The organism is Thalassobacillus sp. C254 (genome assembly GCF_001310615.1).
In genome coordinates this window covers 86022-101196 of the sequence record NZ_BAXQ01000006.1, presented here as the reverse complement: position 1 = coordinate 101196, position 15175 = coordinate 86022, and the positions used below count along the sequence as shown (strand labels likewise).

Here is a 15175-nt window from a genome sequence, read left to right as displayed (position 1 = left end):
ATGTCATTAGGTGCTAAATTCAAAAAAGGAAGAGGAGATCAGTATGAAAAAGAAAGAACCGAGCGACAACAGAGCAAAAAAATACTGCAGTGTGAGAACGTTTCTGTAAAATTTGATGACTTCTTAGCTCTTAATTCTTTTTCTTTCCAGTTAAAAGAACATGAGCTTCACTTTCTAATCGGCCCAAATGGCGCTGGAAAAACAACTTTCCTGGATGTTCTTTGCGGCAAGACCAAAAGCAGTACCGGAAAGCTGTTATTCAAGAAGGAGTACGACTTATCGAAAATGAAAGAGTATCAGATTGCCCGTCACGGGATTGGCAGAAAGTTTCAAGCGCCGTCCATTTTCCCTCACCTTACTGTCTTTGAAAATTTAGAAGTCTCAATGAAACAAAAGAAAGGTTTATTCTCTATTCTAACTGCTTCTCTGTCCGACAGTGAAAACGAACGCATTACAAATCAATTACGTACGATAGGGTTAACAAATGAAAAAGATAAAAAAGCAATAAATTTGTCACATGGACAGAAGCAATGGTTAGAAATAGGGATGGTAATGATGCAGGAACCTGACCTTCTTCTACTTGATGAGCCAATTGCCGGCATGACTGAAGAGGAAGAAGAAACCACCGGCCACCTCCTACGTGAACTAAAGAAGGAATGCTCTATCATTGTGGTTGAACACGACATGGATTTTGTAGAAAAGTATTCAGAAAGAGTAACTGTCATGCACGAAGGCTCACTCCTTTGTGAAGGAAGCATGAGGGAAGTTCAGCAGAATGAACAGGTAATGGAAGTATACTTAGGGCGCAAGGAGGTACCACCTTATGCTGCAACTTCGGGAACTTGAGGTCGCTTACGAGGAAAGCACCGTCATAAGAGATATTTCTCTTAAGGTAAAAAAAGGGCAGGTTGTATGTATCATGGGGAGAAACGGTGTAGGAAAGTCCACCCTTATCAAAGCTGTTATCGGCCTGTTAAAAGCTAAAAAAGGCTCCATTCATTTTCAAGATAAAAACGTAACGAAGACCTCACCAGACAAAAGAGCGAAGAGCGGCATGGGTACGTACCAGGGGAGAGATATCTTCCCGTATCTTACGGTGTATGAAAATCTATTAATGGTCTTGAAGGACGTAAGAATGTAAACAAGAAAATCGATAATATTATTTATGAATACTTCCCTGTCTTACGAGAAATGAAGAATAGGAAAGGCGGGGATCTCAGCGGAGGCCAGCAGCAACAGCTCGCCATTGCCCGCGCTTTGGTTGCCGAACCAGACTTCCTCTTGCTTGATGAGCCTGCTGAAGGAATTCAACCCAACATTGTTCAGGCCATTCAGAATGTCATTATTGACCTAAAAAAAGAAGGCAGCACCTCTATGCTCCTCGTTGAACAAAATTTCGACTTCGCCCAGACTGTAGGTGATTATTTTTATGTCGTAAACAAAGGTACCATCGTGTATGAAGGAGAGTCACTCATAGAAACAGAAGTAAGCAGATATTTAAGTGTGTAAGAAACTTGGTTGAATCTATAAAAACAGATTTTCGTGTGGTCACCCAGTCTTTCTCCCTCCCTTACCTTGTAGGGGAAGCTCCAACAAAATACCTCCAATAAAAGAGAAGCCTAATACAAAAGGCTTCTCTTTCTAATTACAATCTTTATACAATCCTACTTCTTTACATCCTTTACCGAATTTACCAAGGCTCAAACCCTTCAATATGACACTCTACTATGTCTCCCTCCTTAATAGGAACAGCACCAGGAGTTCCTGTTGAAATAATGTCTCCAGGCTTCAACGTCATCACTTGAGAATGAAAAGATACCAGGTTCCAGGGAGTAAAAGTCATATTCGAAACGACATTCTCACGGTGCACCTCTCCATTAATGATGGTCGCTACTTTTAAATCGTTTACCTCCTCTACCTCGTCAGGAGTAACGAGAAAAGGTCCAAAGCTGAAGAAAGTGTCAAAGCTCTTTGACCTGGTTAAATACCGTGGGTTTTTTTCAAGGATATCTTCAGCGGTCATATCTATGATTGTAGTAAAACCTGCTATGTATGCAGGCGCTTCTTCTTCAGAAACATCTTTGCATTCTTTACCAATAATAACTCCCAGCTCCGCTTCCGCTGTGGTTCGAGACGATTGTCTTGGTATGTTAATCGTATCACGGGGCCCAATGATTGTAGTGTCAGGCTTCATAAAGCTAGCCGGTTCTGTACTAGGTGCTTTTTCACTTAAATCCGCAGCATGGTCTACGTAATTTAATCCAATCCCCCAGATTTTGCTTGGATGACGGTATAAAGGCTTAAACGTATATTCTTCCGCTGAGACTTCTTTTCCTTGCAGCTGCTCGCTGTTTTCTTTATACCAATGTCTTATTTCGTCCAGCTGTCCTTGCTGGATAATCGAAAACAAATCCGTTTCCCATTTTCCACCGCTCAACTCACTTACATCTTTCATAAGGACAGGCCCATTCTCTGTCATGACAGCTGCCTGTTCCTCACCGTTATGTAGAATTGTTGCCAATCTCATACTTGCTCCTCCTTTTGCTGCTCTTTGGTCATAAGCAGCCATACATAATGGCCATCCCTATAATTACTTCTCTTTTCCCTCCCATACACCTTCCTGCCCTTCTTCCAATTTCTATTCCATAGGCTTTTTCATTCCCAAAAATGCAGAAAAGCACACCAGTTGTCTAGTGTGCCAGTTGTTTACCAAACAGCAATATGACCATCTGCCCGTGAATCTGTCCCTCCTGTAAGTACTCCTGTTGCTGGATCTCTCCAAATAACCTGCCCTCGCCCAAATCCGGTTTCATCTACTGCTTTTTTAATCTGGTGACCTTTTCGCTCAAGAGACTGAGCAATATGGTCCGGAAAGTGGGGTTCGACCTCTATCGTTTTCTCTTCAAGCCACCGCCATCTCGGTGCATCTAATGCTGCTTGAGGGTTTAAATGAAAGTTGATCGTGCTGGTAAGAACCTGCAGATGACCTTGCGGCTGCATGAATGCCCCCATTACTCCAAAAGGTCCCACTGGCTGGTTCTCTTTTGTTAAGAAACCAGGGATAATCGTGTGGTATGTTTTCTTTCTCGGCGATAGAGCATTCACGTGTCCTTTATTCAAACTGAACCCATGCCCTCTATTTTGCAGGTTAATCCCTGTACCAGGCACTACAACACCTGAACCAAAGTCCATATAACTGCTCTGAATAAAAGAAACCATGTTCCCTTCATTATCAGCTGCGGCAATATACACTGTTCCTCCTTTTGGAGGTTCCCCCGCTTCAGGTGTCATTGCCTTATCACTTATTTTCTTTCTCCTTTCCTTCGCATATTCTTCAGAAAGCAAATCTTTTACCCTTACAGACATTTCATGTGGGTCGGTAATATAATGAAGACCATCTGCAAATCCTAGTTTCATAGCTTCAATTAATAAGTGATAAGTATCGACTGTTTCTTTTTCAGAGAGGTTCATATCTTCTAGAATGTTTAAAGCAAGAAGTGTATTTAATCCCTGACCATTAGGAGGGATTTCCCATATATCAAACCCTTTATAAGAGGTAGAAATAGGTTCTACCCACTCTGGCGTAAAATCCTCAAGGTCTTCTTTTCTAATTAAGCCGCCGTGATTTCTGGAGTAGCTGTCTATCTGGTCTGCAAGTTCCCCTTTGTAAAATGCATCTCCATTCGAATCCCCAATCTTTCGCAAGGTTTCCGCATGATCTGGCGCTTTCCATATCTCACCTGCTTCCGGACATCTTCCAGAAAGTGAAAACGTATCGAACCAATTTGAAAACTCTTCTCCTGTTAATACCTCTTTAAATAACTCATAAGACCTTTTCCAATACTTTGAAACTACCGGAGAAACGGGAAACCCTTCTTCTGCCAAGGAAATGGCAGGAGCCAATACATCCTTAAACGGCAGCCGACCAAACTTTTCTGAAAGCTCGGCCCATGAACCTGGAGCACCAGGCACAGTGACCGGAATCAGCCCATGTTCAGGTATCTCCTTATACCCGGCTTCCTTTACCGCCTCCATGGACATTTTTCGAGGTGATTTCCCACTGGCATTTAAACCGTGGAGCCTTCCATCTATCCACACTAACGCAAAGGAATCCCCGCCCATGCTATTGGATGTAGGTTCCACTACTGTTAAAGCTGCAGCTGTAGCAATCGCCGCATCTACCGCATTTCCTCCCTTCATTAACATTTCTTTTCCTGCTTCTGCTGCTAGAGGATGAGAGGTAGCCACCATCCCCTTTTTTGCGAAGACTGGATTTCTCTTTGAAACGTAAGGCTGATAAAGAACGTCGCTATTCATACACTCACCCTCTCTTTTTAATACATGCTGCCGAGGATAGATCATTTTCAACTGGCTTGAGCCACTTACCACCAGGCCTGGTCGAAATCAGACCCTTGTTTTTTTCATACACTATTTCTCCGCTTGAAAACACTGCCGCAACACTGCAAGGAAAGGTCCGTCCTTCGTACACACTGAATTTGTGCTTGTCATACATATTGTCCTTGACTGCTGTAAATGCATCACTGGTATGAACAACGGCCAGATCTGCCTGCAAGCCAACCTTCAGTTCCCCTTTTATTTTATCTAGACCAAACCTCCTTGCAGGTGCCGAAGCTGTCCACTGGGCTACCTCGTGAAAAGGCAGATCATATATAAGAGCAAGCTCAATCATTGAAAGCAAAGTAAACTGCCCTCCATTAATGCCGCCCCACGCTGTAAACATATTATCCTGGTCTTTTAAATCAGGGGTACAAGGTGAATGGTCAGAAGAAACCATATCTATTTGTCCTTTCACCAGCGCCTCAACCAGTCTCTCCCGCTCATGTTTCTTTCTAAGAGGCGGAGCACATTTAGCTAATGCTCCTTTTTGAGCGAGGTCCTGATGTGTAAATAGCAGGTAGTGTGGACAGGTTTCCAATGTAATATCTAATCCCTCCTGCTTTGCTTTCTGGATCTCCACGGCAGCCGCTGCACTGCTGATATGGACAAAATGCAGGGGACAGCCGGTTATCCTGGCAAATGAAATGGCCCGCTGCACTGCTTCAACTTCAGCTTCAATCGGACGAGAAGAAGCATACGCATCTGCGTCACTCAGCCCTTGGGATTCCTTTTCTTTCTGCAGTAATTCTACAATTGGTGTGCTTTCAGCATGAAGTGCCAAAACCTTCCCAAGCTGTGCAATTCTTCTCATACCTTTTAAGAGAGTATCATCATCTGCTCGTTCAAATTCTTCATTACCGCTTGGAGACATAAACGCTTTGAAACCGACTACTCCGCTCTCTGAAAGAGCTGATAATTCTTCTTCATTTCCAGGAACCAGCCCGCCCCACAACCCAAAATCTACAAGGGACTTCGAACTAGCTATACTCTTTTTTTCCTCAAACGCTTCCTTTGTCACCGTAGAGGGGATGCCATTTAAAGGCATGTCAAAAAATGTGGTGACGCCGCCTGCCGCAAGCATGGCAGAGCCAGTGGAAAAACCTTCCCAAACCTCTCTTCCCGGTTCGTTAAAGTGAACATGAACATCAATGGCACCGGGGAAAATGTATTGTCCTTGCGCATTCCAAATCTGCTCCGTACTTCCTTTCACTTCTTGTTCCAGAGCAGATATCAGGCCATCCTTAATTCCAATCTCGTAGTCTTTCACCCCATTTGGAGTAACCACTTTTCCGTTTTTAATGACAAGATGATAATCATACATCTTTTTTTCTCTCCTTTCGCGATAGAATTTTCTTTCTTACATGGAAAGGGAGACTTCATTGCTTTCTTCCGTATAATAGGCCAGGGCTGCCTGAAGTGCTTTTCCAGGTTTCACTTCTGCCCCGTGGTAAAGCAAAACAGCTTCAAGCGCAGCAAGCACAAGGAGAACATTTTCTTTCCGGCAGCTGTAACCCATTGTTCCAATACGCCAAATCTTACCATGAAGAGGACCAAAAGAAGTGGCTATTTCCACGCCAAATTGCTCCAATAGCATGGTTCGTACAGAATCTCCATCAATTCCTACCGGGATTTTTATACATGTTACCATTGGAAGCTTCCATTCTTCTTCCACAAACAATGAGAGCCCCATGGCCTTCACACCTGCTCCTAACGCTTGTTCATGAGTAAGATGACGATTAAACCGATTTTCCAGACCTTCTTCTAAAACCAAGCGGAGCCCTTCATGAAGAGCATAAAGCATAGAAGTTGCTTCTGTATGATGGTTCAGTCTGCGCGGACTCCAATAGTCCTGAAGCTGACTTAAATCAAAGTAATTACTTGTAATCTTAGGCCCATCAGACTGGTTTTGTTCATCTAAGGGAGTTGCAATTCCCTTTTCAACTTTCTTTCTAGACAGTACTACTTTTTCAATTCTTTCATTATATGTTACCGGGGCCATGCCCGATGGCACAGACAAACATTTCTGGGTCCCGCCAACAGCTGCATCAATGCACCATTCATCTACCTTTACCTCAGTGCCGCCAATGGTTGCCACCGCATCTACAACAAACAGTATATCTTGTTCTCGACAGGCTCTCCCGATTTCTTTCAAAGGCTGCATGCATCCAGTGGATGTTTCACCATGTACCATTGCCACAATATCCGGCTGAACATTTTTCATTTCCTGGATAACAACCTGGGGATCAAAGACGTTTCCCCATTCACACTCTATGGTCGAAATTTCTCCCCCGTATCGTTCACAAATTTCCATAAGAAGGTGACCAAACCTTCCAAATACCGGGATAAATACTTTGTCTCCCGGTTTAATCACACTCGCAAGCACTGCCTCGATACCAGAGCGGGAAGTCCCATCAACAGGAAAAGCCCACTTGTTTGTAGTTTGAAACACCTCTCGCAGCATGTCCATTGTCTTGTTCATAATAGAGGTAAATGCAGGATCAAACTGACCTAGAATAGGAGTACTCATCGCTCGTAACACCCGCGGATCCACTTCAACAGGACCGGGGGTCATAATTGTACGCTGTGGTGTTTGCAGTTCAGAATATGTCATTTTTCTTCGCCTCCCTTATCATATGCCATCTCGTATAATAACTCAGTCAGCATCTGGACTCCTTGTGTTAAATCCTCTGCCTTTGTGTATTCTTCAGGAGAGTGGCTGACTCCATTTACGCTTGGAACAAAAATTAAAGATGTGGGGCAATGAGTACCAAACAACTGAGCATCGTGCCCTGCTCCACTAAGCATCTTTTGAAATGACAGCTGCTGCCTTGTTGAAACTCCGATGGCCTTTTCTTGTAAGAAAGCATCCATTTCCACTGGCTTCACGTCTGTCCATTGGGAAAAAGAAATGTTGACCTTCTTTTCCTGGGAAACGACCTCAACATGTTGAAATATTTCCGCACAGACTTTTTCTAACATTCCCTCATCATAATGGCGAATATCCAGGGTGAACGACACTTCTTCCGCAATGACATTTGGAACATTGGGAGTAGCGTCAAGTTTACCGACCGTGGCCACCAAATGAGGATCAGCTTTCTGGACTTTGGCCGTAATATACGTAATCAGTTCCGCTGCAGTGGTCATCGCATCATGACGATCCTGCATCGGAGTGGTCCCCGCATGATTGCTTTTCCCTTTTATGGAAACAGTATAGCGGCGTTGACCGACAATATGAGTCACTACTCCAAGAGAATTACCGCTTTTTTCGAGAACACTGCCTTGCTCGATATGAAGCTCAATGAAAGCTTCTATATTTTCTCGGTAAGGCAAGCGATGAATTCCTCTCCCAAACCCTGCCTTGTTCATGGCTTCCTTTAAAGAAACACCTGATTTGTCAGCTATATGTGTTATGTCCTTGTCCTTATAGACTCCCGTAATGTTTCCAGACCCCCAGAAAGTAAGAGGAAAACGGCTGCCCTCTTCTTCACAAAGAGACACTACCTCGATTGTTTTTGATGGGCGGCCGTATTTTCTGTAAAGGTGTTCCACAGCAAGGAAACTGGCAATGATGCCGTATGCGCCGTCGTACTTTCCGCCATTGACAACCGAATCTATATGAGACCCTGTTAATACGGTAGAATCAGCATCTATCGTTCCTTCAAGCCTGCCGAATAGATTTCCTGTATCATCATAATAAGTGTCAAGGCCACCTTCTTCCATTTTTCTTTTTAATGCTTCCTGTGCTTCTAACCACTCTTCGGAATATAACAATCTGGTGACTCCACTGCCTTTGTTTTCAGTAAAACCAGAGAGCCACTCGACCATTGCGTTCAACTGCTCGACTGGAAGAGGAAACGAGGTCCTTGAGTACACCTTCATAAAATCTCTCCTTTTTTATGTTAACTTTCTTAACAATGCCTTTGTATGTATTTCATTTTACTGCTAATATAAAAATTATTCATCGGCAAAAATAGCAGTTTTTTCGATTTTATTTATACAAAATAACCAAAAGAAATTTTACATACGTTACCTTTACTCACACGAAAGAAGGGATAAAGATGGATATAAAGGGTGTTATGGACCTGCCTTTGTTTAAAGAAGCACAAATGCTAGCAGGCGAAAGCGGAAATCACCGGGAGGTTTGCCACGTTAATATGATGGACGCTCCCGACATTAGTGATTATTTAAAAAACGGCGATTTACTGGTTACCACCGCCTACCACTTTAAAGATGAACCTTCTCGATTACTGGGCTTAATCAGGCATATGGCAAGCTGCGAGTGTGCGGGGCTGGGGATTAAAACACAAAGATTTCTCCATGAGATCCCTGAAGAAGTGCTTTCCTTAGCTGATGAGCTCTCGTTTCCTATCATTGATCTCCCCATTGATGTCAGCTTAGGAAGCATTGTCAATCAAATCCTGAGTACTATTTTGAATTACCGCACAACAGAACTGAACGATGCTATTGAAGCCCAACACCAATTTACTGCACACATTGTGGGCGGAAAGGATTTAAAAAGCCTGCTTGGAAGAGTGTCCTCTATTATTAAACAGCCTATTATTCTATTAGATCAGCATTCAAAGCTTATCAGTTCGTCTCATGAGCCTTCTACTCTTATAGAAACTATTAAAACTATGTATACACAGAACTTTGATTTTTTACTTCCCGCGAATTCATTTTCCTGCTTTTCTATGATTTCAGAGGAGCACCACACTGAGATGGTATCAGTGTTCCCAGTTTATACCCATGCAAGGAAATGCGGGTACCTTCTTGTTCTCGGCGAGGAGCTTCTCAACAATCAAGGAATGGCTTTAACGATTGAGCAGGCGGCCAATGTTATTTCCTTTGAGCTAATGAAGGAAAATGCATTAAAGCAATACGAACAAAGGGCGAGGAATGAGTTTTTCAGCAACTTTGTGGAAGGGGTGTTTTCTTCCAAAGAGGAGATCATCAACCGTTCAAAAGAATTTCACCTTCAAAATGCAAAGAAATATATTTGTATTGTAGGAAAGTTGGATCGTGATGAAAAAGCAATTAGTTTCACCCAGTATCAAATGGAAACAGATACAGCCTATGAATACTTGGAAGGAGAACTTGCAGCTTTTTCTTTTCAAACTCATTTTTTTATTAAAGGAAACACCTGCGTCATCCTCCTTGAAGTGAATGATTACTCTCAGGAGACCAGTGCATCGGCTTTATCTACCTTCAAACCATCCAACAGGGTGTCCAAAAACAGTTCCAGCGTACTCTTTCATTTGGAGTGAGCAATATATCCCATCAGTCATTGAAGTGAAAGAGGCCTATGATGAAGCAGCTGATGCCCTGCAAACCGGCCAGCTGTCCGGAAAGGCAAATTTCATTCAAACCTACCAAACAAAAGATATAACAGAGCTCCTTAGAATGATCCCAACAGACGATTTGAGAAAGTTTTATGATTACACTCTTCAGAAGCTTTCTGAACCAGAATATAAGGATCAGGGACTTTTACACACTTTATCTGTGTATCTGGAGACACACTGTCAAATCTCTGAAACTGCCAAACGTTTGTACATCCACCGAAATACAGTTATTTACAGATTGGAAAAGTGCGAGGAGCTTTTAGGAAAAAGTTTAAAAGATCCCGATACCTCCCTGCGTTTAAGACTGGCTTTAAGAATACAAACTTCCTTGAACCTTTGAAGGAATAATACGTAAAGAAAAGTAACATTGTATGTGCTTTACCCTGACCGATTTGTAGTATGTATATAATCTTTTAAGTAAATTCAGTTAACTTGCATAATGACATCCCCCTCTCCCTCCTATATTATGTTACTAAAGTTAACACGACATTTACAGGCAGGTACAAGGAGGTAAAGCAAAAATGGATGATAACCCAAAAGGAGCTAAGGTGTTCTCACTTGGTCTTCAACATGTCTTAGCCATGTATGCTGGAGCAATTTTAGTTCCTTTAATTGTAGGGAGAGCCTTAAACCTAACCCCTACTCAGTTAGCTTACTTGGTTGGTATTGATTTATTGACTTGCGGAATTGCTACTCTCATCCAGGCCTGGAGGAACAAATACATAGGTATAGGCCTCCCCATTGTGTTAGGAAGTTCGTTTGTAGCCGTCACTCCCATGATCGGCATTGGCAATCAGTACGGCGTAAATGCCATCTATGGCGCAATCATTGTCGCCGGACTTTTCATCCTGGTATGTGCACCTCTGCTGGGAAAAATGGTAAAACTGTTTCCGCCGGTCGTCACTGGCACAGTTGTTACGATTATCGGCTTGTCTCTCATTCCTGTAGGAGTCACAAACATGGCTGGGGGTGAAGGAAGCAGTGACTTTGGCTCATCGGAAAACTTACTGCTGGCTTTTGGGGTATTAGCAGTAATCTTGCTGCTTAACCGATTCTTTACGGGGTTTGCCCGCGCCCTCTCTGTTCTCGCCGGAATTATTGCAGGAACGGTCACTGCTTATTTTATGGGAAAAGTAGACTTGTCCGGCGTTGGCGATGCCTCTTGGGTACTTACTCCCCAGTTATTCTATTTTGGCACACCTGTCTTTGAGCCTGGAGCCATTATTACGATGATGATTGTAGGAATGGTGATTGTGGTGGAATCTACTGGAATGTTCTTTGCAGCTGGCAGAGTGTGTGGAAAAGAGATAAATCAAAGAGACCTTACAAAAGGCTACAGAGCAGAAGGTTTTGCCATTTTATTGGGTGGGTTTGTAAACTCCTTTCCTATTAATACCTTCGCCCAAAATGTCGGCCTCCTTGAACTAACAAAAGTGAAAACTAGAAATGTTGTCCTGGCCGCTGGAGGTATCCTCATATTTTTAGGTTTTATCCCTAAAATAGCCGCTCTTGCTACTGCAATTCCTACAGCTGTGCTAGGCGGTGCGACCGTTGTCATGTTTGGTATGGTCGTTTCTTCCGGTATTCGGATGCTTAGTGCCGTTGATTTAAACAATCAGTACAATCTGCTTATTGTCGCTTGCTCTATTTCTTTAAGTATAGGATCCACTTATGTGCCCGAGTTATTTGCTGCACTTCCTCCAAGCCTTCATATCTTAGTCAGTGATGGCGTGATCACTGGAAGCATAGCGGCCATTTTACTTAATCTATTCTTCAGCATCCGTTCAGGTAAAGTAGAGCTGCCTGTTCAAGAACAAAAAATGAGCGCGTAAATTACAAAATACAAGAGAGGAGAAATCCGTTTATGATGACCCTTGAACAGTTGAACAAACTTACCGTTGAAGAATTTACACAAGAGCTTGGTGAGGTCTTTGAGCATTCCCCCTGGATTGCCCGCAAGGCGGCTGAAGGAAGGCCTATACTTCAATTACCGACCTTCATCAAGGAATGATTGAAGTGGTGAAAGAAGCAGGCAAAGAGGATAAGCTTGATTTGATACGAGCTCATCCAAAGCTTGGGGCCAAAAAAAAGATGAGTATCACCTCAACTAAGGAACAACAAGGAGCCGGCCTGCACGATTTATCTCCTGAAGAGTCTGAAGAGTTTTACAAATTGAATGAGGACTATGAAAAAAAATTTAATTTCCCTTTTATCTTTGCTGTAAAAGGAAAGACAAAAAGAGATATTTATGATTCTCTGCAAGAGAGGGTTACTAACAGTCAAAATGAAGAATTCGAGAAAGCTTTAGGTGAAGTATACAAAATAGCACTTTTTCGTTTAAAGGAAACTTACAAAGGAGATGATCATATGACTTCAGAATCCAGATTGATGACTTATGGAAAAGGGGACGTATTTGCTTACCGAACTTTTATGCCGCCCCTCACTGGTCTACAGCAAATTCCTGAATCAACTTTTGAAGGAAAAAGCAACACTGTGTTTGGAGTAAACGCCTCAATAGAAATAGGAGGAAAGGCTTTTCTCCCTTCCTTTGCAGAAGGAGATAACAGTCTGGTTGTTGCCACAGACTCTATGAAAAACTTCATTCAAAGACATTTAGCTGATTATGAAGGATCCACTCTTGAAGGTTTCCTGGATTACACTGCCCGGCGTTTTCTTGAAAAATATACCCATGTAGACACTATTAAAATGACTGGGGTAGAAATTCCTTTTGAATCAGCTGTGGGCATCAAAAACGGGGAATCCTCCTCTAGTGATCTTGTCTTTAAAAGGTCTCGTAATGAACAAGCCCGTTCTACAGTTTCATTAGAAAGAATAAATGAAAAGATGGAAGTGACCGGCCACTCCAGTGAAATTACTGACCTTCAGCTAGTAAAGGTGAAGGGCAACTCCTTTGTCGGCTTCATCAGAGACGAATACACCACTCTTCCTGAAGACGGCAACCGTCCTCTCTTCATCTACTTAAACATTGGCTGGACATACGAGAACCAACAAGACTCATTAGGAACCAACCCATTGAATTACGTTGCAGCCGAGCAGGTAAAAGATATCGCAAGCACTGTGTTTGACGAAATTGAATCCCCATCAATACAATATCTGATTTACCTTATTGGCTGCCGCGTCCTTGAAAGATTTCCACAGCTCAAGGAAGTTACCTTTCAGTCTCAAAACCGCACATGGGATGTAGTTGTTGAAGACATTCCAGGCTCAGAAGGAAAAGTGTATACAGAACCCCGACTCCCATACGGATTCCAGAGATTTAGTGTCACAAAGGATGACCTGAATACTTCAGCTAAAAAAGCTGTTACTAGTGATACTTATAAATAAGGAGGACGAAAAGTCATGAGCTCACTTACCACTCATATCCTGGATTTAACTCATGGCACACCAGCTCACAACGTAGAAATTCACCTTAGCCGGGTAATAAACAATCAAATAACCCCGCTGGCCGTGGCAGTAACTAATGAGGATGGGAGGCTTTCCGAACCTCTTTTATCAGAAAAAGACATGAAGAAAGGAGAATACGAGCTTCTTTTTCATATCGGTGATTACTTCCGAAAAAAAGAAATACAGGACAAAGACCCTCGTTTTTTAGATAAAGTTTCTGTTCGTTTTGGAATCTCTGACTCTTCCTCTCACTATCATGTACCCTTACTTGTCTCTCCGTGGGGATACCAAGTGTACAGAGGAAGCTGAACACATTCGCACCTTTAGAAAACACTCAAAGCCAATTGGGTGTTTTCTGTATTTCCCATTGAAAAAATCGCTTCCTAAAATGAAGAGCATTTAGTCCTTTCTTATTTTTTCAAAATTACCCAACCACAAATACAGGAGGTAACTTATGAAGCGATATTTTCAATTTGATAAGCACCAGACAAATTTGCGCCAGGAATCCTTAGCCGGACTTACAACCTTTTTTAGCGATGGCTTACATTTTGTTTGTTAATCCCTTAATATTGGCGGACGCTGGAATGGATGAAGGGGCGGTTTTTACCGCTACAGCCTTAGCCGCCGCCGTAGGAACTCTCATTATGGGGCTTGTTGCTAACTATCCGATAGCTCTTGCACCTGGAATGGGATTAAACGCATTTTTTGCTTATACAGTCGTGCTCGGAATGGGAATTGAATGGCAGCTTGCATTGTTTGGAGTTTTGGTATCGGGGATTGTTTTTATTATTATTACCCTGTTTGGGATAAGGGAAGCCATTATCAATGCGATTCCTGCAGAACTGAAATATGCAGCGGCCTCCGGTATAGGACTCTTTATCGCATTTATTGGACTGAAAAATGCCGGAATTGTTGTTCCTGATGAAGCCACAGCCGTAACACTGGGAGATATGAGCCAGGCAACCACTCTTCTCGCGGCCTTCGGTCTGGTGGTTACTGTTATTTTAATGGTTCGAGGATTTAAGGGCGGGATCTTTTATGGAATGGTTCTTACGTCTGTCGCTGGTATTATCGTCGGGTTGATTGATATGCCTTCACAAATTGTCGGCGCTGTTCCAAGTCTTGCCCCTACCTTTGGGGTAGCCGTTACAAGCTTATTTCAAGTAGAGTGGACGACCGCCTTAATGGTGCAGCTGCTTATTGTGGGGTTGACCTTTCTCTTTGTTGACTTCTTCGACACTGCCGGCACCCTTTATGCAGTCGCAAATCAGGCGGGATTTGTGAAGAATAACAAGCTGCCGCGTGCAGGGAAGGCTCTGCTTTCCGATTCCTCTGCCACCTCTATTGGAGCGTTATTAGGAACTTCCACTACTACCGCTTATATTGAATCTTCGAGCGGGGTAGCTGCTGGAGGAAGAACTGGATTTGCTTCTCTTATTACAGCACTTTTATTCTTAGTGTCTATGTTTTTTTCTCCCCTGCTAGCTGTTGTCACCGACCAGGTGACGTCTGCAGCGCTAATTGTTGTTGGAGTGCTTATGGCTGCATCTCTTGGGTTGATCGACTGGAAAAAACTTGAGATAGCTGTCCCTGCTTTCTTGACTGTAGTGGCCATGCCATTAACTTACAGCATTGCAAATGGGATCGCTCTTGGCTTTATCTTTTATCCTGTAACTATGGTACTAAAAGGAAGATCAAAAGAGGTTCATCCAATCATGTATATTTTATTCTTTGTCTTTATTGCTTACTTTGCTTTCCTAGGTGAATAAAAAGAAAAGAGTCTCACAAAAGTCTAACTTTTGATGAGACCCTTTTTTCGGCAGGCTCTGTAAAGGCAAATATTGATTTTGACAAGTATATTGATTGTTAATCACGAGACACTTTCGGCAATTCATGAGCGAAGACCAATACACAAGTGATGCTTCACTTCATACCCCATTCCAGGAGCCAGCGAGCGTCTTTTAACCCAAATCCAACAACAAGATGTAATAAGGCATTGTTATAAAAAAATGCAGCCTGACCCTTGTCTGGTT

At 42.8% G+C, this 15175-nt stretch carries 10 protein-coding genes and 3 pseudogenes; 8 read left to right on the top strand and 5 right to left on the bottom strand.

What is annotated here, in order from left to right:
- The 3 genes from urtD to JCM19033_RS27320 are packed head-to-tail and all read left to right on the top strand — an operon-like array spanning window position 1 to window position 1509.
- On the top strand, window positions 1–846 hold the full coding sequence (gene urtD, locus JCM19033_RS24180; RefSeq protein ID WP_198153454.1) for an urea ABC transporter ATP-binding protein UrtD: 846 nt from the start codon (window positions 1–3) through the stop codon (window positions 844–846).
- Window positions 824–1141 (top strand): ATP-binding cassette domain-containing protein, encoded by a 318-nt coding sequence (locus JCM19033_RS27325; protein WP_306301279.1) that lies wholly within the window; start codon window positions 824–826, stop codon window positions 1139–1141. Before urtD ends, JCM19033_RS27325 begins: the two co-directional genes overlap by 23 nt.
- A gap of 50 nt (window positions 1142–1191) precedes the next feature.
- Window positions 1192–1509 (top strand): ATP-binding cassette domain-containing protein, encoded by a 318-nt coding sequence (locus JCM19033_RS27320; RefSeq protein ID WP_306301278.1) that lies wholly within the window; start codon window positions 1192–1194, stop codon window positions 1507–1509.
- Between the two features lie 181 nt (window positions 1510–1690).
- Here the strand turns inward: JCM19033_RS27320 and JCM19033_RS08270 are convergent, their stop codons facing one another.
- The 5 genes from JCM19033_RS08270 to allC all read right to left on the bottom strand — a co-directional run bounded on the left by JCM19033_RS08270 (window position 1691) and on the right by allC (window position 8277).
- On the bottom strand, window positions 1691–2569 hold the full coding sequence (locus JCM19033_RS08270; RefSeq protein WP_269758073.1) for a fumarylacetoacetate hydrolase family protein: 879 nt from the start codon (window positions 2567–2569) through the stop codon (window positions 1691–1693).
- A gap of 137 nt (window positions 2570–2706) precedes the next feature.
- Window positions 2707–4317, bottom strand: a complete 1611-nt coding sequence (gene ggt, locus JCM19033_RS08265) for a gamma-glutamyltransferase (RefSeq protein WP_054635959.1) — start codon at window positions 4315–4317, stop codon at window positions 2707–2709.
- Window positions 4318–4321: 4 nt separating this feature from the next.
- Window positions 4322–5719 carry an allantoinase gene (locus tag JCM19033_RS08260; protein ID WP_054635958.1) on the bottom strand — a complete coding sequence of 466 codons (1398 nt, stop codon included), beginning with the start codon at window positions 5717–5719 and terminating at the stop codon, window positions 4322–4324.
- A 36-nt stretch (window positions 5720–5755) separates the two neighbouring features.
- Complete coding sequence (locus JCM19033_RS08255; RefSeq protein ID WP_054635957.1) at window positions 5756–7009, bottom strand: alanine--glyoxylate aminotransferase family protein; 1254 nt, start codon at window positions 7007–7009, stop codon at window positions 5756–5758.
- Window positions 7006–8277, bottom strand: coding sequence for an allantoate deiminase (allC, locus tag JCM19033_RS08250; protein WP_054635956.1), 1272 nt, complete (start codon window positions 8275–8277; stop codon window positions 7006–7008). The genes JCM19033_RS08255 and allC overlap by 4 nt, the downstream gene beginning before the upstream one ends.
- A gap of 179 nt (window positions 8278–8456) precedes the next feature.
- Here allC and JCM19033_RS08245 point away from each other — a divergent pair.
- From JCM19033_RS08245 to JCM19033_RS08225, 5 genes and pseudogenes are all read left to right on the top strand, one after another.
- A pseudogene (locus JCM19033_RS08245) lies at window positions 8457–10077 on the top strand (PucR family transcriptional regulator).
- Window positions 10078–10258: 181 nt separating this feature from the next.
- Entirely contained in the window at window positions 10259–11569 is a 1311-nt protein-coding gene (locus JCM19033_RS08240; RefSeq protein WP_054635955.1) for a nucleobase:cation symporter-2 family protein, read from the top strand.
- Window positions 11570–11601: 32 nt separating this feature from the next.
- Window positions 11602–13082, top strand: a pseudogene (gene pucL, locus JCM19033_RS08235) (factor-independent urate hydroxylase).
- A gap of 15 nt (window positions 13083–13097) precedes the next feature.
- On the top strand, window positions 13098–13451 hold the full coding sequence (gene uraH / locus JCM19033_RS08230) for a hydroxyisourate hydrolase (RefSeq protein WP_054635954.1): 354 nt from the start codon (window positions 13098–13100) through the stop codon (window positions 13449–13451).
- 145 nt (window positions 13452–13596) lie between these two features.
- Window positions 13597–14911 (top strand): annotated as a pseudogene (locus JCM19033_RS08225) (NCS2 family permease).
- The last annotated feature ends 264 nt before the right edge of the window (window positions 14912–15175 follow it).

Excerpts from the sequence above, each read along its gene's own strand:
- urtD (WP_198153454.1), top strand. The coding sequence starts at position 1 with ATGTCATTAGGTGCTAAATTCAAAAAAGGAAGAGGAGATCAGTATGAA.
- JCM19033_RS27325 (WP_306301279.1), top strand. The coding sequence starts at position 824 with ATGCTGCAACTTCGGGAACTTGAGGTCGCTTACGAGGAAAGCACCGTC.
- JCM19033_RS27320 (WP_306301278.1), top strand. The coding sequence starts at position 1,192 with ATGAAGAATAGGAAAGGCGGGGATCTCAGCGGAGGCCAGCAGCAACAG.
- JCM19033_RS08270 (WP_269758073.1), bottom strand. The coding sequence starts at position 2,569 with ATGGCTGCTTATGACCAAAGAGCAGCAAAAGGAGGAGCAAGTATGAGA.
- ggt (WP_054635959.1), bottom strand. The coding sequence starts at position 4,317 with ATGAATAGCGACGTTCTTTATCAGCCTTACGTTTCAAAGAGAAATCCA.
- JCM19033_RS08260 (WP_054635958.1), bottom strand. The coding sequence starts at position 5,719 with ATGTATGATTATCATCTTGTCATTAAAAACGGAAAAGTGGTTACTCCA.
- JCM19033_RS08255 (WP_054635957.1), bottom strand. The coding sequence starts at position 7,009 with ATGACATATTCTGAACTGCAAACACCACAGCGTACAATTATGACCCCC.
- allC (WP_054635956.1), bottom strand. The coding sequence starts at position 8,277 with ATGAAGGTGTACTCAAGGACCTCGTTTCCTCTTCCAGTCGAGCAGTTG.
- JCM19033_RS08240 (WP_054635955.1), top strand. The coding sequence starts at position 10,259 with ATGGATGATAACCCAAAAGGAGCTAAGGTGTTCTCACTTGGTCTTCAA.
- uraH (WP_054635954.1), top strand. The coding sequence starts at position 13,098 with ATGAGCTCACTTACCACTCATATCCTGGATTTAACTCATGGCACACCA.